This window comes from Mycobacterium palustre, assembly GCF_002101785.1.
Lineage (GTDB): Bacteria > Actinomycetota > Actinomycetes > Mycobacteriales > Mycobacteriaceae > Mycobacterium > Mycobacterium palustre.
The window spans coordinates 17827-41818 of record NZ_LQPJ01000024.1; the positions used below are offsets into that span (position 1 = coordinate 17827).

Consider the following 23992-nt stretch of genomic DNA (forward strand, 5'->3'; position numbering starts at 1 on the left):
GGGAGGGTCTAGGTGGCGGCAGAGATCTGCCTGAGCAGTTCGGGGCCGTGAGCATCGGCGAGCACCGCCGGCTCGTCCTTGTCCCAGTAGCCGTTGGCCAGGATGGCGACGCCCAGCGGCTCCTGGTCCGGTCCTTCGGGAGTAAAGCCGATCCAGCACGAGCAGCCGCCCAACGACGTCAGGCCGTCCTTCCAAATGATCTGCGGCGGGCCGGGTTCCACCTGCCAGGCCAGGCCCATGTGCGCCGGCCCGCGCTTGGCTTGCCCGCAGACGTCCACCGACAGGGGCGCTGGCCGCGTCGTCTCGGCCAAACCCGCCATCAGGGTCGGGGGCCCGTGCACGGCCCCCAGCTGGGCCAGCAGCCAGGTGTGCATGTCGGCGGCCGACGACTTGATATCGGAGGCGGCGCCGGCGGACACCTCGTGGCCGTTCGGATGGGCCCGTGCCAGCGGGGCGCCGTCGGGGACGATGGTCGTGGTGTCCGGCATGTTCAGCGGCCCGGTGATCTGATCGCGCAGGATGCCCGCGTACGACGCGCCCGCGCCCGCTCGCCGATACCCGGCGACGGCGGCGAAGCCCAAGGTGATGAAGCCAAGGTTGGAATACGCCCAGCAGCTGCCCGGCGGCGGGTCGCCGTGGCTCCGCCAGGCGTCGAGCAGGCGGGGCGGCGGCGCGGAAGGGTCTGTGAGAAACAGCCCGACGCCATCCTGCGGGCCGGTGGAGTCGCGGGCCAAGCCCGATGTGTGCCTGGCGAGCATCCGGGGGGTGATGCGCCGCATCGTCGGGCTGAGATCGCCGCCGCCGCCAAGGTACCCGCGCAGATATCGGTCGAGTCCCGCGTCCCAGTCAAAGCAGTCCGGCCGCATCGCCGCGCCGTTCGCGAACAGCGCCGCGGTGAATGTCTTGGTGATCGACCCGATCGCGAAGACCGTCCTGGGGGTGGGTGGGCTGTTGTCGGCGACGCCGCCATACAAATAGAAGCGCTCGAAGTCGTGGCCGGGATAGGCGAAGGCCACCGCCACCGCATAATTCGCCCCGGGCGCCCTGGCACGCAGATTGCCCAGCAGCGTGCGGGCGTGGTCTCCGATGATCCGGTTCAGGTCGGCCTGGGTGAGTTTGACCGGCCGGCCGCGCCTCGGCGGCCCGGGTTTTGGCGTCGGGCCCGCCGGGCCGGGGGTCGCGGCCTGCCGGGCGGGCGGTGCCGGCGGCGTACCGCAGCCGACCAGGCTTGCGGCGAGGCCGACCGCGCCCGCTTGCGCGGCGAGCCGCCCGAATTCGCGGCGCGAAATGCCGCCCATCCGACCGCCTTTCCGCTCGGCTCGTTGAGCGATCCGCTTATCAGCTGCCAGTGATCAACGGTTGCCAATCGGCCGCCCATAAGTCAATACCGCCCGTTACACTCCCCGTGGAGGACTACGCAATGACGCATAGGACGATCGTCATCACCGGTGCCAGCGACGGCATCGGCGCCGCGGCGGCGCGTCGATTACGGCGCGGTGGTGAGAACGTCGTGGTGGTCGGGCGGTCGCAGACGAAGACCGCGGCCGTGGCGGCGGAATTGGACGCCGATTACTTCGTGGCCGACTTCGCCGATTTGTCTCAGGTGCGCGCCCTGGCGGACAAGCTCCGATCGGAATACCCGCGCATCGACGTGTTGGCCAACAACGCCGGCGGCATGGCGAGGGAAATCCAAATGACCGCCGACGGCCTCGAGAAGACATATCAGGTCAACTATTTGGCGCCGTTCCTGCTGACCACTCAGCTGATGGAAGTCCTCGTCGACTCGCGGGCCACCGTCGTCAACACCACCAGCTCTTCGCAGCGGCTGCTTCCCCGGGCCACCGTCACCGACCTGGAAAACACCCAGCGCCGCCGCCCCAGCATCGCCTATGCCCTCACCAAGCTAGCAATCGTCTTGTTCACCAAAGAATTACATCGCCGCTACCACGCCAGCGGGTTATCGGCCGCGACCTTTCACCCGGGCTACGTCAACTCCAACTTCGGCGACGCCTCGGGATCACGAATGCTGCTGTTCATGAAGAACTACGTGCCGATAACGGCCCGATTCACGTCCACCGCCGACGAAGGAGCCGAACAGTTGGTGTGGTTGTCCTCCAGCACGCCCGGGGCGGATTGGACGCCCGGCGAGTACTACTCGAAGGGCAAGATCGCCCGGGCCAACCGCGCGGCCTACGATCCCGATCTCGCGCGCGAGTTGTGGGATCGCACGCTGGCGAAAATCACCTGAACGCCGGTCTCGATTCGGATCGTTTGTCCGGCGGTTATCGAATGCCGAGCCGCAATGGCGGATCGCGCCAATTTCGCTGCGTGAAGTAAGACCCGGACAACGCGGCGCCCGGCCACTGGGCCTGCGGGCCCGGTGCGGGGGCTAGCATTGCACCTCGTGCCAAATGTTCAGCATTGCCCAACCTGCCCAGCGACGTCGAGCGATCGTTTCAAGGCGGCGATATGAGTTCGTCGACCGCCTTGGTGACCGGCGGGGCGTCGGGCATCGGTCTTGAGGTCGTCGGGTTGCTGCGCGACGCCGGCCATCGCGTCGTCGCGTGGGACCTGTCCGGCGCCGATATTGATTGCGACGTCAGCGATCCCGATTCCGTCGCAGCGGCGATGGAACAAACCGTGCGCGAGCATGGGGTTCCCACCCGGGTGGTGGCATCCGCCGGCATCGGGTCGTCGGGCCCGACGGGGCTGTTGTTGAAGCAAGCGCCCGCCGATTGGGAGCGGGTGCTCGCGGTGAACCTCACCGGCACCTGGCTGACCCTGCGCGCGGCCGCGCAGGCCATGGTCGACGCGGAGGTCGAGGGTTCGATCGTCGCGGTCTCCAGCATCAGCGGCACCGTGGCGGACCGGGACATGGGCGCTTACTGCGTGTCCAAGGCGGGCATCGACATGTTAGTCAAGGTCGCCGCGGTGGAGTGGGGAAGGCACGGCATCCGGGTCAACGCCGTAGGCCCCGGGGTGACGCGCACACCGATGCTGCCCAATCCGGACGCGTGGCCCGGCTGGGCCGACGGCGTCTCCCGGCGGACGGCGCTCGGCCGGCTGGGCGAGGCCGGCGACGTCGCCGGCGCCATCGTGGGTGTCCTCGAGCTGCCGTGGGTGACGGGGCAGGTGGTGCACGCCGACGGCGGCCTGGCCCTGCACAGCCCGATCGATGCCTACGGTCAACTGGAAAAGCTGCTGCGTCTGAAGAGACTGCGGGAGATCCGAGACCGGCGAGAGAAGGTCAACGAGGCCTAGTCGATGCCGAAATCGATGACGCCCCTTATGATTTTGCCGTTCAGCAGGTCGGCGTAGGCGTCGTTGATGTCGTCGAGGCGGTACCGCCTGGTGATCATCTCGTCGAGCTGCAGCTGCCCGGTCGCGTACAGCTTGGCCAGCCGGGCGATGTCGGCCTTGGGGTTGCACGAGCCGAAAATCGTGCCGGCCAGCGTCTTGTTCATCAAGATGAAGTCTTGCAGGTCGATCTTGACCGACCGGGTCAGCTGCGAGGTCATGCCGGTGAGCACACACGTCCCGCCCTTGCGGGTGAGCTGCACCGCGTCGCGGACGTCGTCGGGGGTGATCAGGGACGGCGACACCACCACGGCGTCGGCCATTACCCCAAAAGTCAAGCCCCGCACCAGGTCCAGCGCCTCGGCGACCGTTGCGGCGGTGTGCGTCGCACCGAACCGCAGCGCCGATTTCTGTTTGAACTCCACCGGATCGACCGCCACGATCTGCGCGGCCCCGTTGATCCGGGCGCCCTGGATCGCGCCCGTGCCGATCCCGCCGACGCCGATCACCACGACGGTGTCCCCGGCCCGCATGTTGGACCGGTTGGCCACCGAGCCGTATCCGGTGGGAATGGCGCACGACAGCAGCGCGCTGGGCGCCAGTGGCAGGTGCGGGTCGATTTTGACCAGCGAATTCGTTGACACCACGGTGTGTTCGGCGAACGCGCCGACCTTGGCCAGGTGGCCCAGATTCCGGCCGTCGGCGGTGTGGTGGCGGAAGGTGCCGTCGGTGGGCATTCCGGGGATCATGGTGCCGATGCCGACGTCGCAGAGGTACTCGATTCCGCTTGCACACCAACGACATTGGCCGCACACTGCGACAAACGACATCACGACGTGGTCGCCGGGAGCGAAATCCGTGACGCCGTCGCCGACCTCGCGCACGACGCCGGCGCCCTCGTGGCCGCCGACCGTCGGGAACATGGTGGGCAGCCCCAGCGACCGCATCACCTCGTTGGGCGCCGACATGTCGCCCTTGAGGATGTGATCGTCGGAGTGGCACAGCCCGGCGGCGGCCATCTGGACCAAAACCTCCCCGGCGCGGGGGGAGTCGAGCTCGAATTCCTCGACAGACCAGGGCCCGCCGACGTCGTGCAGGATCGCCCCTCTGGTTTTCATGCGGCCGGGGTGAACGTGACCGGGAGCTTGTTGGGGGAGCGGAAGGTGAGCCCGACGATCTTGGATGCCTCACCGGTTCCGTCGTCGGGAACGAGCGCCAGATCCTTGACCCGGTCGAACAGGCTGTTCAGCATGACCCGCGTCTCCAGCCGCGCCAGGTGCATGCCGAGGCACATGTGGATGCCCCCGGCGAACGCGATGTGGGCCTGCCTTGGGCGGCTGATGTCGAAGACGTTGGGATCGCTCCAGCGGCTTTCGTCGCGGTTCGCCGAACCCATGCACAGGTCGATCTGCGCACCGGCCGGGATCGTCTTGCCGCCGATCTCGACCTCCCGGGTCGTGGTGCGCATGACCATGGTCAGGGGTGTTTCGAACCGCAAACCCTCTTCGATCGCGCTGGGGATCAGGGAGCGGTCCCGGTAGACCATCGCCAGCTGCTCGGGGTGGGTCAGCAGCAGGTAGAGCAGGTTGCCCGACGAGCGATACGTGGTCTCCAGGCCGGCGGGCAGCAGCAGGCGCAGGAACGCGATGATGGCCTCGTCGGTGAGCTTCTCGCCGTCGATCTCGGTGGCCACCAGGTCGCCGATGATGTCGTTGGTGATCTTGCGGCGCCGCTGCTCGACCTGTTCGAGGAAGTAGCCGTGCAGCTCGGCCGCGGCGTTGAGCCCGGCCACGATGTCGGTCGGGATCGAGATCAGATCGAGCGACAACCGCCGAAACAGGTCGAGGTCTTCCGGGGGAAGGCCGAGCAGGGTGGAGATGATCCGGGTCGGAAACTCGAACGTCACCGCCTGCACCAGGTCGGCGTGGCCGTCGTGTTTGATCTCGTCCACCAGCTGATCGCAGACCGGCCCGATGACCGACGGCTCCCACCGTTCCAGCGCCGTGGCTCGAAAGGCCTTGGCCACCAGGTTGCGGTGGTCGTGATGCTCCTTGCCGCCCATCGCCAGGATGGTATGGCCCATCACCAGGCCGATCGTCTTGTCGTAGGCCGCCGACGTGAAGGTCTTGTCGTCGCGGAACGCCTGGAACACGCCGTCGTAGCCGAACAGCACCCACTCGTCCTCCGGGCGCAGCTCCTCGGGCATCTGTGAGTGATCCGCCAGGGAGCCGTGCCACACCGGGTCGGTCCGCCGCATGTATTCGAAGAAGGGGTACGGGCTGGTCTCACCGGTGAGGTCGAGCGTGACGGGGGGCTGTGCACCGCGATCCAAGTGGTCGGTCCTGAGCGTCATCAGCGCTCCTCCTGGGCAGCCGGTATTGCGGGGGTGGCGGTGGATTGTCGCTATCATAGTATAAATAGCAACGAAGCCCAACGGGTTGTGGGGGTTACCGTAACGGGTTCAGTATGGATGGCGCGGTGCTCAGAGGCGGTGATTTTCGGTGCCCCAGCGGCGATTCGTGTCCTCGCTCCACGGACTACCCGCACTGGAGCTACGACGCGCCGACCCACGCGATCAACCGGTTCCGGCCGATCAGCGCGAGCGGGTCATGCGCGGTAATGCGACGGCGCTGTACGGTTTACCATCGACCGTCGAGGCCCTCCCCGGAGAACAGTGACGCGGGCGGCTGACCGCGCGGCCCACCTGGAGAGGCCCTGGAGAGGTAATGACACAAACGAATTTGGTTCGGCCGCAGGGCCTCAACCGCATCGACCCGGTGCTGCGCGAGGCCGCGACGGGGCTGGGCGTCGTCGAATTCCGTGCCGAGACCCTGCCCGCCGAGCGGGAGCGCGCGAACTGGCTGGCCGCCCAGCGCGCCGCGGTCGTCGACACCGACGGCGTCGCGGTCGAATCGGTTTCGATAGCCGGCCCCGACGGCGACCGGCTGCGTCTACGCCTGTATCGCGGCCGCACCGGGTCGCCGGCGCCGCTGGTGGTGTATGCGCACGGCGGTGCCTTCGTCACGGGCAACCTGGACACCGATCACGCGCAGTGCGTGGAGCTGGCGCGCTCCGCCGGCTGTCTGCTGGTGTCGGTCGACTACCGGCTCGCCCCGGAACATCCCTGCCCGGCGGCGCCGGCCGACGTGGAGGCGGCGTTCCGCTACGTCGTCGCCCATGCCGCCGAGCTGGACGCCGACTCCAGCCGCATCGCGGTGATGGGCCGCGACGCCGGCGCGGCGCTGGTCGCGGGGCTGAGCCAGCGCATGTTCGACCAGGAGGGCCCGCCGATCCTGATGCAGGTGCTGCACCAGCCGATGCTCGATTCCGACGCCACGCCGTCGCGGCGCGAGTTTCAGCGCACGCCGGGCCTCAACGGTCCCGCGGTGAGCCGGGCGTGGGGTCACTACCTTGGCCACGCGACCGCCAGCGGTCAGCTCGTCCCCGCGCACCGCGCGAACCTGGAGGGCCTACCGCCTACGTTCATCAGCTGCTCGGAGATCGACCCGTGCCGCGACGAAGCCATCGACTATGCCAACCGGCTGCTGCATGCCTACGTGCACACCGAATTGCACGTCATCGCAGCAACTTTCAACGGCTTCGATTCGTCGGTCCCCGATTGGATTGTGTCCCAAGAAAATCGGGCGCTGCACGCGCAGTCGCTGCGCCGTGTGTTCGCCATGTAGCGGCCGGTGTGGCTATACCGGCGTGAACTTGGTGATTTTCCAGCTGCCGGTGATCCGGGACAGGTGCACCAACACGCTGTTGACGGCGACGGACGGTTGGGGGCTGTCCTTGGTCGTGGTGACCTGATCGACGAAGACCAGAACGACGGCCGAGTCGGGATGTAATTCCGAGACCGCCGCGCCCGACACCTTGGCCGTGGTTTTCATCGACTTCTGCCTGGCCATCGGGGCCACGGTGTGCTGGCTGAATTGGTCGAAATAGGACAAGAATTCGCCCCCCAGGTGCGTTCGGGCCGCGGCGAAGTCCCTGTCGAGCGAATCGGCCGAATACGACAGCAGCGCCACCGTTCCGTCGGTGGCGGCGCCGACCACCGCGGTGGAAACACTGGCGTCGGTCTGTTGATCGGGTCGGTACTGCTTGAAGTACAGCCAGGTGGCCACCGCGCCGGAGGTCAGCAGGAGCACGGCCAGGATCGCGAAGATGGCCTTGCGCACCCGGGGCGGCAGGCGGCGGCGCCGGCGCTCGCGGGCGGAGTCGGCGTCGGCGTAGTCGGGCGCCTCTGCCTCGTCGAGTGCCTCGTCGCCCGCGGCCTCATCGGGCATCGGGTCGTCGACTTCGGTGTATGCGGTTGCGCCAGAATTGTTCTCGCCCGCTACGTCGGTGGTGTCGCGCACATCGTCGGTCACGGCACGTACTCAACTTTCGACATCTTGTACTTGCTCCCGACGTCGTCAATGGTCACCCTGAGCCGCCACATCCGGGGCGGTTCGTCCTTGCCGGGCGGCGAATTGGTGATTTGCGAGGTCGCCGAGACCAGGACCACCGCCGAGTTCCCGTGGACGGACTCGAGCGCGGCCGCGTTCACCCGTCCCTCGGTCACCGCCTTGGACTGCGTGACCACCGAAATGAGGTCCTTGGCCTGGCGCTGAAAGTCATCTTTGAACTGACCGGTGGAATTGTCGATCACCCGCTGGACGTCTTGGTTGGCCTTGTTGAAGTCCAGCGAGATCATGTAGGTGACGTCCTGCTTGGCCCCGGCGACGAACGCAGCCTCCCGCTGCCGGTGCTGGGTGTTGTCGCGGTGCTGGAGCGTCATGTAGACGCTGACGCCGATGAAGGCGCAGCTCAGAACGAACGCGCCGACCGCGGCAAGGGCGGGCAACCGGCGTCGCCAGGCCGGCGGCTCGGTCGGCTCGCCGGCCTCGGAGTAGTAATACTCCTCGTAATCCTCGTGCTCGTAGTCCTCGTCGTAATCCTCGTCGTCGGTCTCGTCGTACTCTTCGTCGCCGTCCTCGTCATACTCGTCGTGACCCAGCACCTCGGCGGGGTCGGGCAGGCCCAGCGCTTCCCGCCGCAACCGCGCGGCGCGGGCGCGCGCCCGGGCCGCGGCGGCCGCCGCTTCGGCCGCGGCGGCCTCGGCCTCGACCTCTTCGAGCAGAGCCCTCGTGTCGGCATCCGACCCGAGCGAACCCTCGCGCGGTTCGTCGGTGTCAGCCATCGCGTTTACCGCTCGTCACCGTCATTATCGACTGAACTCCGGTATCTCTTACCGTATTGCCCATTGCTAACATCGAAATCCCCAGCGAACCCCGACGAGAACCGACCAGGCGGATGATCACCCACCCCTACCTCTAAGGAACCTTCCGGCATCATGACCGCTGTCGACTCTCCCGAAAAGATACTATTCGCTTCGACCACCCAGGCCTTTCTGCAAAAAGAAGCGTCGCTGCGCCGTGTCCGCGAATTGCACGCCGAAGGGTTGTCGTTCGATCCGGCCTGGTGGCAGCGCGCGGCGGAACTGGGGTGGACGGCGCTGCTGGTTCCCGAGGACATGGGTGGCGGCAGTGTCTCCGGCAGCGGGGTCGAAGACCTGGCGATGGTCGCCGAACAGCTTGGCAAGACGGTAGCGCCCGGACCGCTGTATCCGGTCAGTGTCGTGCTTTCGGCCCTGGTCGACTGCGCGGACTCGCAATCGCACGCCGACACGATCGAGGCGCTGGTCTCCGGTGAAACGGTTGCGTCGTGGGCGGTTTCGGAACCGGGCCGGGGGTGGGCGCCGCTGGACGCGTCGGTGACCGCCACCGAAACCGAGGCCGGCTTCCGCATCGACGGCACCAAGGACCGGGTCGAGGCGGGCGCGCAGAGTGCGGTGTTGCTGGTGGTGGCTCGCTGTGGCGACGGGATCGGTCAGTTTCTGGTCCCGACGGACGCGCCGGGCGTCGACATCGCACCCCAGCAGTCGGTGGACCTGGTCAAGCAGTTTGCCCGCGTGCGGTTCGACGGCGTCGTCGTGGGCCGCTCGGCGGCCGTCGGCACCGCCGCCGAGACGCCCGGCCTGATCGACCGGCAGAGCCAGATCGCCCAGGTGCTGCAGTGCGCCGAGGTGGTCGGCATTCTGCAGACGGTGTTCGACTTCACCACCGCCTGGGCGCTGGACCGGCACACCTTTGGCCGCCCGCTGGCCTCCTACCAGGCGCTCAAACACAAGTTCGCCGATATGAAACTGTGGCTGGAAGCGTGCCGCGCCACCACGGCGGCGGCGGTCGCCGATGTCGCTGCCCGCGCCCCGCGAGCCGGGCTGTCGGCCAGCATCGCCAAGTCCTACGTCGGCGAGATGGCCGGGCGCATCGTCCAGGACTGCGTCCAAATGCACGGCGGCATCGGTGTCACCTGGGAGCACGACCTGCACCTTTACCTGAGACGAGTTACGTTGTACCGCTCGATGTTTGGCACGCCCGAGGAGCACAACCTCAAGGTGTACGAGGCGGAGAAAGCGGCCCGCTCGATGGCCAACGCCGGATGACGCCCACCGAATCCGTCACGGAGTTCGCCGACCGGGCCCGGGCGTGGCTGGCGGACAACATGCCCGCCATCGACCCCGAATCGCCGCCCGCCGCCCCACGCGACGACGAGCGGTCCTGGAAGAGGGCCCGAGAGCTGCAAAAGCGGCTCTACGAAGGGGGATTCGCCGGCATCTGCTTCCCGCGCGAGTACGGCGGCCTGGGTCTGGACTACTCGTATCAGAAGGCGTTCGACGCCGAATCTTTCGGCTACGAAATGCCGTTGATTCTCAACACCCCGACGTTCACGATCTGCTGCGCCACGCTGCTCGACACCGGTAGCGAGGAGCAGAAGAGGCAGCACATCGCCGCCGCCCTGCGCGGCGACGAAGTGCTGGTGCAGCTGCTGTCCGAACCCAGCGGTGGATCGGACCTGGCCGGCGTCATCACCCGCGCGGAACGCCGCGGCGACCGCTGGGTGCTCAACGGCGCCAAAACCTGGAGCACCAGCGCCTTCGCCGCCGACTACGGGCTGTGCCTGGCGCGGACCGACTGGGATGTGCCCAAGCACGAGGGCCTGACCATGTTTCTGGTTCCCATCACTCATCCGGGAATCACCTTGCGGCGCATCACCATGCTGAGCGGCTCCACCGAGTTCTGCGAGGAGTTTCTAGACGAGGTGGACGTCGGCGACGACGCGGTCGTCGGCGAGGTCAACGGCGGCTGGGCGGTGGCCTCGCGGCAGCTGTATCACGAGCGTCGGGCGGTGGGTCAGGGCTCGGAGTTCGCCAGCGGCAGTGGCAGCGAGGGCGGCCGCTCGAATCCCGTTGACTACGTTGCACTTGCGGAGAAGACCGGCCAGGCCGACAACGAGCGTGTGCGCGACATGGCCGGCCGGGTGCTGGTGCAGCGCGCGGTGGCCGAGCAGCTGATCGACCACGTGTATCGCAATGTCCGCGATGGCACGCTGCCGCCGGCCGCGGGAACGCTGATCAGGCTTTTCCATTCGGAGACCGTGACCCTGGACATGGATACGGCGCTGGCAATCGCCGGAAGCGCCGGTGTGGTGGGCGAAATCGGCGAGGGCCTCGAGGCGGGCCTGCGCTACCTGTCCCGGCAGACCGTCGCCATCGGCGGCGGCACCACGGAGATGGCCCGCAACGTCATCGGCGAGCGGGTGCTGGGCTTTCCCCGCGAGCACGCCGCCGACCGCGGTGTGCCGTTCAACCAGGTGCGCCACGGGCGGGGGCGCGGGCCCTCGGCCTAGTCCTCGGCCAAAACGTTCGCGGTGTCGCCGCTGTTGCAGGGCATCTGGGCCAAAGACAAGACGTGATGCGCCGCGGTGCCGGGCGGCGCTATCAGCACGCACTTGCCGCCCTGCCTGCGGGCCCGGTCCCGTGCGGCGGCCAGCGCGCTGACGCCCGCCGATCCGAGATAGGTGACGCCGGTCAGGTCGATCGTCAACGGTGCTATGCCCGAACGGCTTTCGATGGCGATCTGGCGGTCCAGGGTGGACGCCGTGGTGGCGTCGACGTCGCCGCTGACCAGGATGCGCCCGTCGTCGCCGACCATGCAGACGAATTCGGCGTCGACGGGCCGCGGCCGGGTCGACCGGCCGATGACCGTACCGGTGACGAAGTTTGCCGGTCGCGACAGGCGATGGGTGAGGGTGGCGGTCGTCCCGCCCGCGTCATGGGTGACCTGCGCCTCGGACACCAGCGCCTCGGCCATCGCAAGGCCGCGGCCCCGGCCGCGTTCTCCGTCGCGGTAGTCCTTCCACCGTCCGTGGTCGATCACCGAGGCGTGCAGGCTGCCGTCACCGGTCAGCGTGGCCTCGACCGTCACCCCGTCGGTGACCTCCGCCGCATACCCGTGCTCGACCGCGTTTTCGACGTACTCGGAGATGGCGTGCACGACGTCGCAGATGTCGTCGGCGTCGGCGCCGATGTCGGCGAGCCACTCGCGCAGCCGGGCGCGCACCGTGCGGGCCGCCTGAACCGTCGCGTCCAAGGTGATGCGCAGCGGTGGCGGAGGCGTACGACGTTGCGCCGCAAGCAATGTGACGTCGTCCTGGCAGCCGCCCGACCGGAGCAGCAACTCCAGCGTCTCCGAACAGAGGCGGTCGATCGGCCGGCTCGGGGCGTCGATCACGAACCCGCCGCTGCCGGCCGCGATGTTCGCGGCCAACTCGGCGAATTCCGCGGTGCGGGCGGCCATCGGGCGGCCGGGGCGTTCGACCAGTCCGTCGGAATAGAGCAGCACGCAGTCACCCACCTCGAGCACCTCGGTGCGCACCGGAAACCCGGTGCCGCTGCCGAGCGGACCCGCGCCGGACGGTTCGGCGTACCGTGCGTTGGCGCCGGCACTCACCAGCAGCGGCGGTGGGTGCCCGGCCGTGCAGTAGCGGAACTCGCCGGTGCTGAAGTCGAGCGAGCCGATGCACACCGTGGCCGACTTCGAACCCGGAACGTGCTCGTGGAACCGGTCGAGCGCCTCGAGCGCTTCGCCGATGGTGTGGCCCGCCGAGATCTGCATCCGCAAGATGGTGCGCAGCTGCGACATCACCGCCGCGGCTTCGACGCCGTGACCGACCACGTCGCCGACGATGAGGACCAGGCGATCCCCCAGGGCGATCGCGTCGAACCAGTCGCCGCCGGCCGCCGTGTCCTGCGCCGCGACCAGGTATTCCGCGGCGATGTCGGCGCCCGGCACGACGGGCACGGACCGGGCGAGCAGCGCCTGCTGCATGACGATCGCCGAATCGCGCACTTCGCGGTATCGCGTCGAAAGCTCCTCCGTGCGCGCTTCGGCGGCCATCCGGCCCCGCACCCGCTCGGTGACGTCGTCGAAGAGGATCTGCACGCCCTCGACCGACCCGTCGTCTCCGCGGCGCGGGGTGACGACGAAGTCGAAGAAGCGTTCCTCGACGCCCGACCCGTCGTAATCTGCCTGCAGCCGCCACTCGCTTCCGGAATGGGGTTCGCCGGTCGCATAAACCCGGTCGAACATCTGAAGAATCAGCTGGCCCTCTAGCTCGGGAAAGACCTCGCGGGCAAGCTTTCCGATCGGGTTGCCCGTCGGATTGAAACGGCGGTAGGCGGCGTTGACGGCGACGAAGCGATGATCGGGGCCCTGCAGACCAACCAGCATCGCGGGAACGTTTTCGAAGGTGCGGCGGACGACGTCGGCCGCACCAACGGTTTTGTCCCAGTCGTTTTCGGCGACCATCCGGCCGTACCTCCTGCGGAAACCAATTATGGAGTCACATAACCGGCCAAAATGCATGGCGCGCCCACGCACCGCCACCAGATTAGCAACCGGCGCCACGTTGTGAACGCATCGATTCGCTAACGACCGTTACCGGTTCGAGACCGGACCGAACGCGCGATCGCCGCTTGGCGCTCCGGGCGGTCCGGCCAAGCCCGCGAGGGTTGCCGGCCCGCGGGCCGCCGCGCCGGCCTGGCTGGTGAATTGCCTCGCGGCTGAACGGCTATCGAAGGAGGATAGTCAGGCCGAGACCGGTTTCTTCGAGGGTTCGGACACCTTCATCAGCTTCATCAGGTTGCCGCCCATGATCTTTGCGACGTCTTCCTGCTCGAAATCGGTGAGCTCGTCGACGAAGGAGATCGGGTCCTTCAGCCCTTCGGGATGCGGCCAGTCGGAGCCGAACAGCACCCGGTCGGTGCCGACCATCTTGACGATGTCGCTGAACCGGTCCTCCCAGAACGGGGTGATGTACACGCAACGCTTGAACGCCTCGACCGGGTCCTCGCTGAACGACTGCGGCATTTTCTTGTAGACGCCCTTGAGGCCCTTGAAAAGGTCGGGCACCCAGTCCGCGCCGTTTTCGATCGACAGGATCCGCAGCTCGGGGTTGCGGGACAGCGCGCCGTGGCAGACCAGCGCGCCCATCGCGTCCAGGATCGGCCGATGGCCCATCGCGAAGCTGCGGAAGGCGGTCGGCTTGAACGGCAGGAACTCGTCGCCAGGCTCCCACACGTTGGCGAACTCGGAGTAACCGCTGTCCGAGGCGTGCATCGAGACGGGGATCTGGGCCTTGATGCAGGCCTGCCAGAACGGGTCGAATTCCTCGAAGCCGAACGACCGGCTGCCGCGGTAACCGGGCACCGGCGCCGGGCGGACCAGCACCGTGCGGGCACCGCGCTCCAGGCACCACTGGAGTTCTTCGAGCGCGCGCTCGACGATCGGCAGGGTGATCACCGGGGTGGCGAAGATGCGGTCGGAGTAGTTGAACGACCACTGCTCGTACATCCACTGGTTGAGGGCGTGGATGACGTCGTGGGTCATCTCCGGGTCGTCCTTCATGCGCTCCTCGACCAGGCTGGCCAGCGTCGGAAACATCAGCGCGTAATCGATGCCGAGCTCGTCCATGACCTCGAGCCGGGCGCCGGGTTCGCGGAAGGCGGGGATGGCCTTCATCGGCTCGCCGAGGATCTCGCGGTAGCTCTTGCCCTGCGCGCCGTGGCGGAAGTACTCCTCCTGGGCGCCCGGCCGGGCCACCACCTCGAACGTCGGGTTCGGGATGTATTCGCTGATGCGCCCGCGCACCACGATCTTGGTGCGGCCGCGCACCTGCACGTAGTCGATGACGTGCTTGCGGTTGTCCGGCAGGAACTTGGTCAGCGCCTCCTGCGGCTCGTACATGTGATTGTCGGCGTCGAAGACGGGGAAGGGAAGCTCGCGAGACGGCATGGCGATCTCCTAGCGGAAGTTCGGGTTCTCGATATGCGGTAATGACGTTACCACTTATGTCGTGCGAGGTGTACTGGCTACGGATCTACCCGCGGGATCGTCGGTGTCGTTCCGTTGATGACCGCGAAATTCACCGTCGCCGTCGCGGCCAGTTCTTCGCCGTCGCCGTAAATGTCGACCTGCATGACCATCGCGCGCCGGCCGGACCGCAGCATCCGTGGCACCGCCAGCGCCGAGCCCTGCCGGATCGGCCGCAGGTACCGGATGAACAGGTCGGCGGTCGTCATCGTGGTGCCCGGCCGCAGATACTCGAGGCCGAATTGTCCGCCCGCCACGTCCACCAGCGTGGCGATCAAGCCGCCCTGCAGCGCGCCGGAGGTGTTGACCACGTGCGGGCTGACCGGCATCGTCATCGCGAACTCGCCGTGGTGGGTCCCCGGCCGCATGCCGATCTGGGCGAACAGCTCGGCCAGGGAGGGCTGGGTCGACTCGTCGGCGGTGTCCCGGATGCCCAGGGCGCGGCAGCAGAAGTCGTACAGCTGGCCGGCGTCGATCGGCGCGCCGTTCAGTTCGGTGCCGAGCCAGCGCAATCGCTGCGCGCCCACGATCGTTTGCATGACGATCGCGGCGGCCGGCCCGACGTCCAGGCCGGGATTGAAGACGCCCTCGGTGATGCCCTGCCCGACGATGTCGCGGATCAGTTGGTGCATCGGGGAGAGCACGCGCGCGTACTCGCGGGGCCGGGTCTCGGCCAGGTACTGGTTGTAGAGGCCCAGCGCCCGGTTGAGGCTGTCCTGGGTGCTTGTTTCGGGTTGCTGGCTGAGCCGGTCGATCAGCAGCTTGAGGGCCGCGGTGCTGTCCAGCCCGGTGGTTTCGGCGCGCCAGGCCCGGACCGACTGCGCGATGGTGCGGTCGAACAGCGCGAGCAGCAGTTCGTCCTTGCTGCTGAAATGTTGGTAGAAGGCCCGCAGCGAGGTCTTCGAGCGCGCGACGACCTCCTGCACGGTGAAGTCGGTTCGCCCGGTTTCGCCGAGTATCGCAACGGCGGTCTTGATGAAGCGCTCGGCGCGCGTCACTTCGGCTTCCTCGCTGGCGTCGGCCATGAGAATGAGGTTACCGCGCGTCGTTGCCGGCAAAGCGGCAGGACGCAGCGTCAAGTGGATTCTCAGGAACACGCAACCGCCGGTACGCATAACCGCGCGGGTGTCTGGGTACGCGCCGGGTGAACAGTTGTACGCCGCGGCGCGACCGGGTTGCGCCCCGCGGATCGATTGGTTCATCGCACAGGAGCAAAGAAGAACCGACGGGGCGCAGCCCGCCGGCGGGAGGGAGCTTTCGATGCCCGAAGTCCAACTTCATCACGAGGGACATCCGAAATATCGCAGGATGGTCCGGTTCGACTGGTCCGGCACGCCGCTGCACTGGGTGCCCGGCGACCCGTTCTCGACGCACATGATGAACGTCCTGCACCTGCTGCTGCCCGAAGGGGAGCGGCACTTCATCAAGGCCGTCCTCGAGGCGTCGTCGCTGGTCGACGACCCCGAGTTGGAGGCGGCGATCAAGCCCTTCATCCAGCAGGAGTCCTGGCACGCCTGGGCGCACCAGGTGGTGCTCGACCACCTGGCCGAGCAGGGGATCGACACCAAGCCCTATACCGACCGGCTGGGCAAGACGTTGTCGGTCACCCTGGGTGACCCGCCCCGGTTCTTCCCGCCCGCGGTGAAGAGGTGGTGGCTGTACCGGCGGCTGGCCGACGTGGCCGCGCTCGAACATTTCACGGCGATGCTGGGCCAGTGGGTGCTGTCCAACCGCGGCCTCGACTACGCGCGCACCGACCCGATGATGCTGGACCTGCTGCGCTGGCACGGCGCCGAGGAGGTCGAGCACCGCTCGCTGGTGTTCGACGTCTACCAGCACGTCTGCGGGAGCTACCTGATCAGGGCGGCGTCGATGTTGTTCACCGCGCCGCTGTTCGTCGGCTGGTGGATCGCGGGGGCGCGGTACCTGATGGCGCAGGACCCGACCATCGACCGCAAGTGGCGCTTTCGGGACTGGCTGTGGGCCGCCCGTGAGTACCGGCTCCCCGGCCCGTGGAAGCTTCTGGTGACGACCCCCGTCCGGTACATGCGGCCCAGCCACCACCCCAACGACGAGGCGAACACCCAGATGGCCGTCGATTACCTGAACTACTCGCCGGCGGCCAAGGCCGCGAAAGAGCGGGCGCACCCGCAGGGCAAGTCGGGCGGATCTGACGGCTCCCGAGGCGTTTTCGGCGTAGCGGTGGAAAGGGCTGATGTCCGATGAAGGTTTCGGTGGATCTTGACACCTGCGACGGCAACGGCGTTTGCATGAGCATCTGCCACGAGGTGTTCGACGTCCGAGAAGACGGGCTGCACGTGCTGCAGGCCGAGCCGCGAGAGGAGTTGCGCCAGCAGTTGATCGGCGCCGAGGTGTCCTGCCCGACCCGGGCCATCAAGGTGGAGGACTGAGCCCATGTCGAGTCCTCAGCTCAAAGACGTTGTCGTCGTGGGCGCCGGCGTGGCGGGCACGCGCGCGGCCGAGACCCTGCGCCGGGAGGGCTACGACGGCGCCCTGACCATCGTGGGTGCCGAGCGGCACGCCCCCTACCATCGCCCGCCGCTGTCGAAAAAATTGCTCACCGGCGAGGTGCACCGGGCGGGCGTCGACCTGGCGCCGCAATTCGACGTCGAGGCGCGGGTTCTGCGTGAGGCGTCGGCGATCAAGCTGGACATGTCCGCGCGGGTCGTGCATGTGCGCGACGAGGGCCAGGACCTGGCCTTGCGGTTCGACGGCCTGGTGATCGCCAGCGGCGCGGCCCCACGCCCATGGCCCGGCGGGCCGGTGCCGGACGGGGTGCTCATGCTGCGCACCGTGGAGGACTGCCTGGCCATCCGGCAGCGATTGGCCGCCCGGCCCCGGGTCGCCGTGGTCGGCGGTGGGTTCATCGGCTCGGAGGTGGCCGCGAGTTGCCGGTTGCTGGGCCTGGACGTGGTGCTGATCGAGAAGGCGGCCTGCCCGCTGCTGGCGGCGCTGGGCAAGGAGCTCGCGCCGCGCTGGGCGGACCTGCACCGCGGATACGGGGTCGACCTGCGCCTGGGCGTGGGAGTCGACGGTTTCGTCGGCTCCGGTGGCCGGGTGGAGGCGGTTCGCCTCAGCGACGGTTCGCGGGTCCCCGCGGATCTCGTCGTCGTCGGGCTGGGCGTGACTCCGGCCACCGACTGGCTCGAGGGCTCGGGACTTCGTGTGGACGACGGGGTGCTCTGCGATGCCAGCGGCGCCGCCGAGGGAGGCGTCGCGGACGCCCCGGTCGTGGCCGCCGGGGACGTGGCGCGCTGGTGGCACCCGCTCTACGAGCGCCACCTGCGCACCGAGCACTGGGAGGACGCCGGAGGTCAGGGGGCGGCGGCCGCCCGGACCCTGTTGGCCGGCCGTGGCAACGCGGAGCCCCACGACGACATCCCCTACTTCTGGTCCGACCAGTACGACGTGAAGGTGCAAATGCTCGGTGTGCCAACGGATTACGACGCGGTGGAAGTGGTCGAAGGCGACCCCGACGGCTGGGAGTTCGTCGCGGCCTACGGGCGCGGCGGTCGCACGATCGCGGCGCTGAGCACGATTCCGGGCCGGGTGGATGCCTATCGCGACGCCATCGGGGCGCGCGCCGCGTTTCCGCCGGCGCCGCCGGGTTAGCCGCCGCGGGCCGCGATCATCGCCGACCGGTTGACCTTGGTGGCCGCGGTGCGGGGGATGGCGTCGACGAACTCGACCGTCTTGGGCGCCTTGTAAGGCGCGAGCCGGGTCTTGGCGTACTCGATCACCTGCTCCTCGGTCAGCGTCGCGCCGCCGGCGGGCTCGACGACGGCGTGTACGCGGCGGCCCCACTGCGGGTCGGAGAGCCCGATGACCACCACGTCGGCGATGCCCGGGTGGCCCGCGAGCGCCGACTCGACCTCGGCCGGGAAGACGTTGGCGCCGCCGGTGATGATCATGTCGACGCGGCGGTCCACGATGTAGAGGTAGCCGTCCTCGTCGAGGTATCCGATGTCGCCGGCGGAACGAAAGCCGTCCTCGGTCGACGGCAGCGGCGGCGCGCCGCCCAAATATTTCGATCCCGCGCTCATCGGTGCGCGCAGGTAGATTTCGCCGTGCTCGCCGGGGCCCAGAGCCGTCCCGCCGGCGTCTAAGATCCGGATCTCGGTGTCGCGGAAGCCGCGGCCGACGCTGCCGGGGTGGGCCAGCCACTCGTCGCCACGCAGCGCGGTGAGTCCGAGGTTTTCCGTCATGCCGTAGGCGGTCACGATCCGCTCCGGGCCGAGCAGCTCGAACCAGGTGTGCATCAGCGACGGCGGCATCACCGCGGCGCCCTGCAGGATGAACACGATGCTGGACAGGTCTCGCTGCCGGACGTCGGGGCGGGCCGCGATGCGCGACAGCATCGTGGGCGTGGCGGTGAAGTTCGTGATCCGGAACCGTTCGATCACGTCCAAAACCAATGCGGCGTCGAACTTTTCGAGTATCACCAGGTGGTCGCCGGCCAGCAGGAAGAAGAAGGTGGCAAAGCCGTTGGTGTGATACATCGGCGCGGGCACCATGATCGTCTGCGGCTGGGCCACCGGCGTCCAGTTCGCCAAAAACGGCTCACCGTGCTGCGCCGTCCACAACGAGGGCGCCAGGCTGAGGATCACCTTGGGCACGCCGGTCGACCCGCTGCTGCAGATGCCGTTGACGTTGGGGGAGACCGCGGCCGGGAGCGGGGTTTCCGGCTCGGCGTCGGCGCGGGCCTCCAATTTCCAGCGGGTCGTCTCGTCGACGACCACGGCCGGGTCGATCACCTCGCGCACCCGGTTGCGCTCCCACTCGGGCAGGTCCCAGTGCATGGGAACGGGAACCGCGCCGATCTTCCAGCACCCCAGCGCCGCGAGCACCAGGTGCCGCGAATTCGGGATGGCAAGCGCCACAAGCGAACCCGTCTCGGCGCCGCTGGCGGCCAGCGCCCGCCCCCACCGGTTGGCGCGGGCGTCGAGCTCGCCGAAGGTCAGCGATTCCGCGGTGCCGTCCAGCGCGACGATGGTCGCGGCCGGCTGGTCGCGCCGTTGTTCGGCCAGTTCCTTCAGCTTGATCCCGAACGGGATTCCGTCCTCGAGCGGATTGGTCGCCACCCCCGATACGACCGGCTGGCTGCTCATGCCGGGACCGGCCCGGAAAACAGCGTCTCCAAGTGGCCGTCGCGGACGTCGGGGATCAGCCGCAGCGCGAGCGCCTCGGCGCCCAGCGGCAACCGGATCAGCGGCTGCGTGTGCCGGTCGAGCACGCTGATGTCGGACTCGTCGCAAAATCCCAGGGCGCCCAGCAGCTGATGGGAGGTGCGCAGCACCTGCCGCGCCGTGTCGGCCGCCTTGTACCGCAGCACGAGCGCGTCGGCCGAACGCACTTGGCCGGGTAGCGATTCCGGCCGGCAGATGGTGTACTTCGCGAGCTCGTACAGCCCGCGCACCGCCACCGAGGCGTCCGCGACGGCAAACCGGACGGCCTGGAAGTCGGCCAGCGGCTTGCCGAACTGGACCCGGGCGCGCACGTGCTCGGTGACGATGTGCAACGACTGCTGCATCGCTCCCAGAATCCGCCATGATCCGAGCATGAGATGAAGGTTGACGTCGGCGGCCGGGACGGTTCCCTCGGGTGGGCTCAACGTGGCCGGCACCAAAAACGGCCCCAGCTTGGCCCCGGTTCGCGCGGCCGGCAGCGCTCGATACCGGTTGCCGTCGAGGTCGGCGGCGACCCACTCGCCGGCCAGGTCGCCGTGGTCGATGCGCGGTGCCCCCGGATTGACGAGGGCCAGCCGGGCGCCGTCGACGGCCAGCATCTCCTCGACGACGGGGTAGGGCAGCGCCGCCGCGCCGGCGGCCCGGCACAGCACCGCCGCGGCCAGCAGGTCGTCGGGCGCCGATCGGACGTCCAGCTCGAACGCACCGACGTCGGTCAGGGCGGTGCGCGCCGCGTCCCGGACGCCGTCGTCGGTCTCGGCGCGCAGCGCCGCCGGCGGGCCGCCCAGCCGGGCGAACCGTTTGGCGGCGACCGCCGCGAAGTCGCTGATGTCTTGTGGCAGTTCGGTTTTCACCGGTGCCCTCCCAGGACGTCGCGGGCCACCAGCATGCGCTGCACCTCGATGGTGCCCGATGCGACGGTGGCCGCCTGCGCGTAACGCCAATGGTCTTCGATCGCGCCGTGCAGGGGCGCCGACACGCCGCTGTCCAGCGCGGCGGGACCCAGCACGTCGAAGAGCAGCTCGGCGACCTGTTGGTCGCAGGTGGTGGTGGCGATGCGGGCGGCGCTGGCCGCCGCCCCGGCCGACGGGTCGTCCTGCAGCGAGATGGCCCGGTACGCCAGCAGCCGGGCCACGCGCAGGTCGGCGAGCGCCTTGACCCACCGGGCGCGGATGGTCTCGGGCAGCTGATCCCAGTCGTCGCCGAGCTGAGTGCGCATCCGGTCCAGCAGCGATTCGCACCGGGCGTAGCGCGCGATGCCGACCCGCTCGAACGCCAACGCCTCGCGCATGACCCGCCACCCGTCGCCGGGCTCGCCGAGGACGTCGCCGGGATAGGCCGGCACGTCGTCGAGGAACATCTCGTTGAGGTGATGGGGCCCCAGCATCGACCCGATCGGGCGGACGGTGAAGCCCGGCCGGTCCATCGGAAGCAGAAACAGGGTGAGCCGCTGCGACTTTGGCGCGTCGGGATGGGTGCAGGCGGCCAGCACGCACCACGACGCCATCAGCGCATACGACGTCCACACCTTCTGGCCGGTGATGCGCCAGCCGTCCCCGTCGGGGACGGCGCGGGTGCGCAGCGAGGCGAGGTCGGTGCCGGCTTCGGGCTCGGAAAACCCTTGGCACCAGATCACGTCCCCCGACGCGATGGCCGCCAGGTGCTTGGCCTTCTGCTCTTCCGTGCCGTAGCGCATCAGGGCCGGGCCCACCCAGTTGATCCCCATGTACTGCGGGCCGCGGGGCTCGTGCTGGGCCCACATCTCCTCGCGCAGCACGGTCTGCTGCCAGATCGAGCCGCCGCCGCCGCCATGCTCTTTGGGCCACGCCAGCGCCAGCAGCCCCTCGGCGGCCAATAGCTTGCAGAACGTCTCGGTGGTGGCCAGGTCGCGCGGGTCGTCGGTGCAGGCGCCGAGGAAGTCGGGCGGAATGTGGTGGGATATCAACTCGCGCAGATGCGTTCGTAGCTGTCCGGCGTCCTCGCCGAGGTCGTAATCCATCCTCGTCATCCCTTCGGCAGCCCGAGCAGGCGCTCGGCGACGATGTTGCGCTGGACTTCCGACGTTCCGCCGTAGATGGTCGCGGCGAGCGCGTCCTGGCGTTCGAAGAGCAGGTCGGGATCGCTGACCGAGCCCTGTCCCTTCGCGACTGCGGCTAGTTCCCAAACCCGTTGCAGCGTAACCGATCCCAGCAGCTTGAGAATGTCGCCCTCCGGGCTGGGTCGGCCGGCGAGCTCGTTGTTCAGGGCGCGATACCCGGTGGCCCGCAGCGCCTCGGCGTCGGCGAGCAAACAGCCGAGCTCGGCGCAGATGTCGTCGGTCGGCAGCGCGCCGCGGACCGCGTCGAGTCCGCGCTTGATCTCGACCCAGTTCATGATCCAGATCATCTGGCGTTCGTGGTGCAGCGAGGCCAGGGCGACGTTCCAGCCGCCGTTGAGCGGCCCGAGCAGGTTCTCCGCGGGCACCTCGACGTCGTCGAGGAACACCTCGCAGAACGTTTCGTCGGAGATCGACGCCATGCGGATGGGTTCGACCCGCACGCCGGGCGACCGCAGGTCGAGGATCAGGCAGGAAATGCCGCGGTGTTTCGGTGCGGCCGGATCGGTGCGGACATAAAGCGTGCACCACCGAGATTCGTGGGCCTGAGTGGTCCAGATCTTGTGGCCGTTCACCCGGAACACGTCTTTGTCACGCTCGGCGCGCGTGCGCAGTCCGGCGAAGTCGGAACCCGCCTCCGGCTCCGACATGCCCAGGGCCCACCATTCGTCGCCGCGCAGCAGCGGGACCAGCAGCCGCTTGATCTGGGCCGGCGTGCCGAACTGACGGATGCCGGGTGCGGCGACGTTGGGGCCGGCGATGTTGGGCAGCTTGGGCGCGGACCGCATCGCCGCCTCGAGCCGGACCTCCATCGCGTCGCGCAACCCCAGCGACCGGCCGCCGTGCTCGCGCGGCCAGGTGGGCTGTATCCAGCCGCCCTCGAACGCCGCCCGCTGATAATCGCGCCGCAGCGCGAGGTCCCAGCGGTACTCGCGGTAGTTCTCGTAGTAGTCCGCGGGCAGGAAGTCGCTGAGCCAGGCGCCGAATTCCTCGACCGCCGCGCTGACGCCGGCGGTCATCGCGCGGCCCCCGCGAAGCGGCGGCCCACCTCGTGGTAGAGCGCGCGGCTGTCGCCCAGCGTCGCGGCGCCCTGCCAGGCGCGCCGGACATAGAGGTGGGCGTCGTGCTCCCAGGTCTGCCCCAGGGCGCCGTGCACCTGCACCGCGGTGCGCGCGCAGGTGGCCGCCGCGTCGCCCGCCGCCGCCTTGGCCAGGGCCGCCGCCGTCCAGGCGGCCGCGGGTTCGGCACCGGGTTCGGTCAGGCGCGCCGCCGCGGCGTAGGTGAGGCTGCGGGCCCGCTCCACGGCGACGTGGTTGTCGGCCAGCGCGTGCTTGACGCCCTGGAACGCGCCGATCGGGGCGCCGAACTGGCGGCGCGTCTTCGCATGCTCGACCGAGCGGTGCAGGGCCGCGGCCGCCACGCCGACCAGGTCGGCCGCCGCGGCCAGCATCGGCGCCGCCAGCGCCGATTCCAGGTCGACCGGCGCGGTGGCCAGCGGTTCGGCGTCGATCTCGACGTCGGCGACGGGCTGCGCGGGGTCGGTGGACTCGCCCGCCAGGACGGTCACCCCACCGGCGGCATCGCAGCGGGCGACCGCCGCGACCACGCCGTCGTCGGACCCCGCCAGCGTGACGATCAGCTCCGCGCGGGGCAGGTTCGGGACGGCGACCGCCCGCCCGCGCAGGCGCCCCCGACGCAGCGTCATCGGTGCGCCGGGTAGCCGAGATCCCTTCGAGTGGACCGCCAGGGTGGCGACGACGCCGCCGGCGATGTCGCCGAGCACCGAGTCGAGACCGGCGGCGCGCAGGGCGCCGGCGGCCAGACCGACGCTGCTGAGCAACGGGATCGGCGCGAGGGCCGCGCCGCACTCCTCGAGGACGACGACTGAGTCGACCGGCCCATACTCGGTGTCGGGGGCCGCGAGCTCGGTCCAGCCGAGGTCGACGACCGTCTTCCACAGGGTGCGCCAGCGCTCGGGGTCGGTGATCGCCTGGCGCGCGGCATCGGGCGGGCATTCGGCGCGCAGGATGGAGCGCACGGTGTCGCGCAGCGACAGCTGTTCCGCGCTCAGACCGATGTCCATAAGACCCCTAACATAATAAAAATAGTAAACTAGCGGACCCGTTGCAATCGGC

21 protein-coding genes and 1 pseudogene are annotated in these 23992 nt (G+C 68.9%); 8 read left to right on the plus strand and 14 right to left on the minus strand.

Features of this window, described 5'->3' with window-relative positions; genetic code table 11:
- Nucleotides 1–8: 8 nt before the first annotated feature.
- The gene (locus AWC19_RS02475) at nucleotides 9–1298 is read right to left on the minus strand and encodes a serine hydrolase domain-containing protein (protein WP_085076520.1); all 1290 of its coding nucleotides are present in this window, start codon (nucleotides 1296–1298) and stop codon (nucleotides 9–11) included.
- A 122-nt stretch (nucleotides 1299–1420) separates the two neighbouring features.
- Between AWC19_RS02475 and AWC19_RS02480 the strand changes: the two genes are divergently transcribed.
- Nucleotides 1421–2248, plus strand: coding sequence for an SDR family NAD(P)-dependent oxidoreductase (locus tag AWC19_RS02480; protein WP_085076590.1), 828 nt, complete (start codon nucleotides 1421–1423; stop codon nucleotides 2246–2248).
- A gap of 221 nt (nucleotides 2249–2469) precedes the next feature.
- Nucleotides 2470–3261, plus strand: a complete 792-nt coding sequence (locus tag AWC19_RS02485) for an SDR family NAD(P)-dependent oxidoreductase (protein WP_085076591.1) — start codon at nucleotides 2470–2472, stop codon at nucleotides 3259–3261.
- Here the strand turns inward: AWC19_RS02485 and AWC19_RS02490 are convergent.
- Complete coding sequence (locus AWC19_RS02490) at nucleotides 3258–4415, minus strand: Zn-dependent alcohol dehydrogenase (protein WP_085076521.1); 1158 nt, start codon at nucleotides 4413–4415, stop codon at nucleotides 3258–3260. The genes AWC19_RS02485 and AWC19_RS02490 overlap by 4 nt on opposite strands.
- Complete coding sequence (locus AWC19_RS02495) at nucleotides 4412–5650, minus strand: cytochrome P450 (RefSeq protein WP_085076522.1); 1239 nt, start codon at nucleotides 5648–5650, stop codon at nucleotides 4412–4414. The genes AWC19_RS02490 and AWC19_RS02495 overlap by 4 nt, the downstream gene beginning before the upstream one ends.
- Before the next feature lie 373 nt (nucleotides 5651–6023).
- Here AWC19_RS02495 and AWC19_RS02500 point away from each other — a divergent pair, with 373 nt between their 5' ends.
- Entirely contained in the window at nucleotides 6024–6983 is a 960-nt protein-coding gene (locus tag AWC19_RS02500; protein WP_085076523.1) for an alpha/beta hydrolase, read from the plus strand.
- A gap of 12 nt (nucleotides 6984–6995) precedes the next feature.
- Here the strand turns inward: AWC19_RS02500 and AWC19_RS02505 are convergent, their stop codons facing one another.
- Together AWC19_RS02505 and AWC19_RS02510 are read right to left on the minus strand one after the other, a co-directional pair.
- On the minus strand, nucleotides 6996–7670 hold the full coding sequence (locus AWC19_RS02505; RefSeq protein WP_372508633.1) for a hypothetical protein: 675 nt from the start codon (nucleotides 7668–7670) through the stop codon (nucleotides 6996–6998).
- On the minus strand, nucleotides 7667–8482 hold the full coding sequence (locus AWC19_RS02510) for a hypothetical protein (RefSeq protein ID WP_085076524.1): 816 nt from the start codon (nucleotides 8480–8482) through the stop codon (nucleotides 7667–7669). The genes AWC19_RS02505 and AWC19_RS02510 overlap by 4 nt, the downstream gene beginning before the upstream one ends.
- Nucleotides 8483–8635: 153 nt before the next feature.
- Between AWC19_RS02510 and AWC19_RS02515 the strand changes: the two genes are divergently transcribed.
- Both AWC19_RS02515 and AWC19_RS02520 read left to right on the plus strand, forming a co-directional pair.
- Complete coding sequence (locus tag AWC19_RS02515; RefSeq protein WP_085076525.1) at nucleotides 8636–9787, plus strand: acyl-CoA dehydrogenase family protein; 1152 nt, start codon at nucleotides 8636–8638, stop codon at nucleotides 9785–9787.
- Nucleotides 9784–11031 carry an acyl-CoA dehydrogenase family protein gene (locus tag AWC19_RS02520; RefSeq protein WP_085076526.1) on the plus strand — a complete coding sequence of 416 codons (1248 nt, stop codon included), beginning with the start codon at nucleotides 9784–9786 and terminating at the stop codon, nucleotides 11029–11031. Before AWC19_RS02515 ends, AWC19_RS02520 begins: the two co-directional genes overlap by 4 nt.
- On the opposite strand, the gene AWC19_RS02525 is transcribed toward AWC19_RS02520, so the two are convergent.
- The 3 genes from AWC19_RS02525 to AWC19_RS02535 all read right to left on the minus strand — a co-directional run bounded on the left by AWC19_RS02525 (nucleotide 11028) and on the right by AWC19_RS02535 (nucleotide 15580).
- Nucleotides 11028–12992 carry a SpoIIE family protein phosphatase gene (locus AWC19_RS02525; RefSeq protein ID WP_085076527.1) on the minus strand — a complete coding sequence of 655 codons (1965 nt, stop codon included), beginning with the start codon at nucleotides 12990–12992 and terminating at the stop codon, nucleotides 11028–11030. The genes AWC19_RS02520 and AWC19_RS02525 overlap by 4 nt on opposite strands.
- 279 nt (nucleotides 12993–13271) lie before the next feature.
- Nucleotides 13272–14477, minus strand: coding sequence for an amidohydrolase family protein (locus AWC19_RS02530; RefSeq protein ID WP_085076528.1), 1206 nt, complete (start codon nucleotides 14475–14477; stop codon nucleotides 13272–13274).
- A gap of 77 nt (nucleotides 14478–14554) precedes the next feature.
- Complete coding sequence (locus AWC19_RS02535) at nucleotides 14555–15580, minus strand: hotdog fold thioesterase (protein WP_085076529.1); 1026 nt, start codon at nucleotides 15578–15580, stop codon at nucleotides 14555–14557.
- A gap of 235 nt (nucleotides 15581–15815) precedes the next feature.
- On the opposite strand from AWC19_RS02535, the gene AWC19_RS02540 reads away from it, so the two are divergent.
- From AWC19_RS02540 to AWC19_RS02550, 3 genes are read left to right on the plus strand one after another with little or no spacing between them, the layout of a single operon-like run.
- Nucleotides 15816–16781, plus strand: coding sequence for a metal-dependent hydrolase (locus AWC19_RS02540; RefSeq protein ID WP_085076530.1), 966 nt, complete (start codon nucleotides 15816–15818; stop codon nucleotides 16779–16781).
- Between the two features lie 8 nt (nucleotides 16782–16789).
- Nucleotides 16790–16966, plus strand: coding sequence for a ferredoxin (locus AWC19_RS02545; protein ID WP_245848657.1), 177 nt, complete (start codon nucleotides 16790–16792; stop codon nucleotides 16964–16966).
- 4 nt (nucleotides 16967–16970) lie between these two features.
- Complete coding sequence (locus AWC19_RS02550; protein ID WP_085076532.1) at nucleotides 16971–18188, plus strand: NAD(P)/FAD-dependent oxidoreductase; 1218 nt, start codon at nucleotides 16971–16973, stop codon at nucleotides 18186–18188.
- Here AWC19_RS02550 and AWC19_RS02555 read toward each other — a convergent pair.
- The 6 genes and pseudogenes from AWC19_RS02555 to AWC19_RS02575 form a co-directional block, all read right to left on the minus strand.
- Nucleotides 18185–19684 (minus strand): class I adenylate-forming enzyme family protein, encoded by a 1500-nt coding sequence (locus AWC19_RS02555; protein WP_085076533.1) that lies wholly within the window; start codon nucleotides 19682–19684, stop codon nucleotides 18185–18187. The genes AWC19_RS02550 and AWC19_RS02555 overlap by 4 nt on opposite strands.
- Nucleotides 19681–20616, minus strand: coding sequence for an acyl-CoA dehydrogenase family protein (locus AWC19_RS02560; RefSeq protein WP_085076534.1), 936 nt, complete (start codon nucleotides 20614–20616; stop codon nucleotides 19681–19683). The genes AWC19_RS02555 and AWC19_RS02560 overlap by 4 nt, the downstream gene beginning before the upstream one ends.
- Entirely contained in the window at nucleotides 20613–21770 is a 1158-nt protein-coding gene (locus tag AWC19_RS02565) for an acyl-CoA dehydrogenase family protein (protein ID WP_211284825.1), read from the minus strand. The genes AWC19_RS02560 and AWC19_RS02565 overlap by 4 nt, the downstream gene beginning before the upstream one ends.
- Nucleotides 21767–22246, minus strand: coding sequence for an acyl-CoA dehydrogenase family protein (locus AWC19_RS31500; protein WP_425436867.1), 480 nt, complete (start codon nucleotides 22244–22246; stop codon nucleotides 21767–21769). The genes AWC19_RS02565 and AWC19_RS31500 overlap by 4 nt, the downstream gene beginning before the upstream one ends.
- Nucleotides 22241–22876 (minus strand): annotated as a pseudogene (locus AWC19_RS31505) (acyl-CoA dehydrogenase family protein); the annotation flags it as partial. The pseudogene AWC19_RS31505 and the gene AWC19_RS31500, both read right to left, overlap by 6 nt.
- On the minus strand, nucleotides 22873–23940 hold the full coding sequence (locus tag AWC19_RS02575; protein WP_085076537.1) for an acyl-CoA dehydrogenase family protein: 1068 nt from the start codon (nucleotides 23938–23940) through the stop codon (nucleotides 22873–22875). The pseudogene AWC19_RS31505 and the gene AWC19_RS02575, both read right to left, overlap by 4 nt.
- Nucleotides 23941–23992 lie beyond the last annotated feature (52 nt).

What these genes read in the sequence shown, in the direction of transcription:
- AWC19_RS02540 (WP_085076530.1), top strand. Translation starts at nt 15,816, where the DNA reads ATGCCCGAAGTCCAACTTCATCACGAGGGACATCCGAAATATCGCAGG.
- AWC19_RS02500 (WP_085076523.1), top strand. Translation starts at nt 6,024, where the DNA reads ATGACACAAACGAATTTGGTTCGGCCGCAGGGCCTCAACCGCATCGAC.
- AWC19_RS02525 (WP_085076527.1), bottom strand. Translation starts at nt 12,992, where the DNA reads ATGGTCGCCGAAAACGACTGGGACAAAACCGTTGGTGCGGCCGACGTC.
- AWC19_RS02565 (WP_211284825.1), bottom strand. Translation starts at nt 21,770, where the DNA reads ATGACGAGGATGGATTACGACCTCGGCGAGGACGCCGGACAGCTACGA.
- AWC19_RS02555 (WP_085076533.1), bottom strand. Translation starts at nt 19,684, where the DNA reads ATGAGCAGCCAGCCGGTCGTATCGGGGGTGGCGACCAATCCGCTCGAG.
- AWC19_RS02535 (WP_085076529.1), bottom strand. Translation starts at nt 15,580, where the DNA reads ATGGCCGACGCCAGCGAGGAAGCCGAAGTGACGCGCGCCGAGCGCTTC.
- AWC19_RS02515 (WP_085076525.1), top strand. Translation starts at nt 8,636, where the DNA reads ATGACCGCTGTCGACTCTCCCGAAAAGATACTATTCGCTTCGACCACC.
- AWC19_RS02490 (WP_085076521.1), bottom strand. Translation starts at nt 4,415, where the DNA reads ATGAAAACCAGAGGGGCGATCCTGCACGACGTCGGCGGGCCCTGGTCT.
- AWC19_RS02495 (WP_085076522.1), bottom strand. Translation starts at nt 5,650, where the DNA reads ATGACGCTCAGGACCGACCACTTGGATCGCGGTGCACAGCCCCCCGTC.
- AWC19_RS02530 (WP_085076528.1), bottom strand. Translation starts at nt 14,477, where the DNA reads ATGCCGTCTCGCGAGCTTCCCTTCCCCGTCTTCGACGCCGACAATCAC.
- AWC19_RS02510 (WP_085076524.1), bottom strand. Translation starts at nt 8,482, where the DNA reads ATGGCTGACACCGACGAACCGCGCGAGGGTTCGCTCGGGTCGGATGCC.
- AWC19_RS02485 (WP_085076591.1), top strand. Translation starts at nt 2,470, where the DNA reads ATGAGTTCGTCGACCGCCTTGGTGACCGGCGGGGCGTCGGGCATCGGT.
- AWC19_RS02475 (WP_085076520.1), bottom strand. Translation starts at nt 1,298, where the DNA reads ATGGGCGGCATTTCGCGCCGCGAATTCGGGCGGCTCGCCGCGCAAGCG.
- AWC19_RS02575 (WP_085076537.1), bottom strand. Translation starts at nt 23,940, where the DNA reads ATGGACATCGGTCTGAGCGCGGAACAGCTGTCGCTGCGCGACACCGTG.
- AWC19_RS02520 (WP_085076526.1), top strand. Translation starts at nt 9,784, where the DNA reads ATGACGCCCACCGAATCCGTCACGGAGTTCGCCGACCGGGCCCGGGCG.
- AWC19_RS02550 (WP_085076532.1), top strand. Translation starts at nt 16,971, where the DNA reads ATGTCGAGTCCTCAGCTCAAAGACGTTGTCGTCGTGGGCGCCGGCGTG.
- AWC19_RS02480 (WP_085076590.1), top strand. Translation starts at nt 1,421, where the DNA reads ATGACGCATAGGACGATCGTCATCACCGGTGCCAGCGACGGCATCGGC.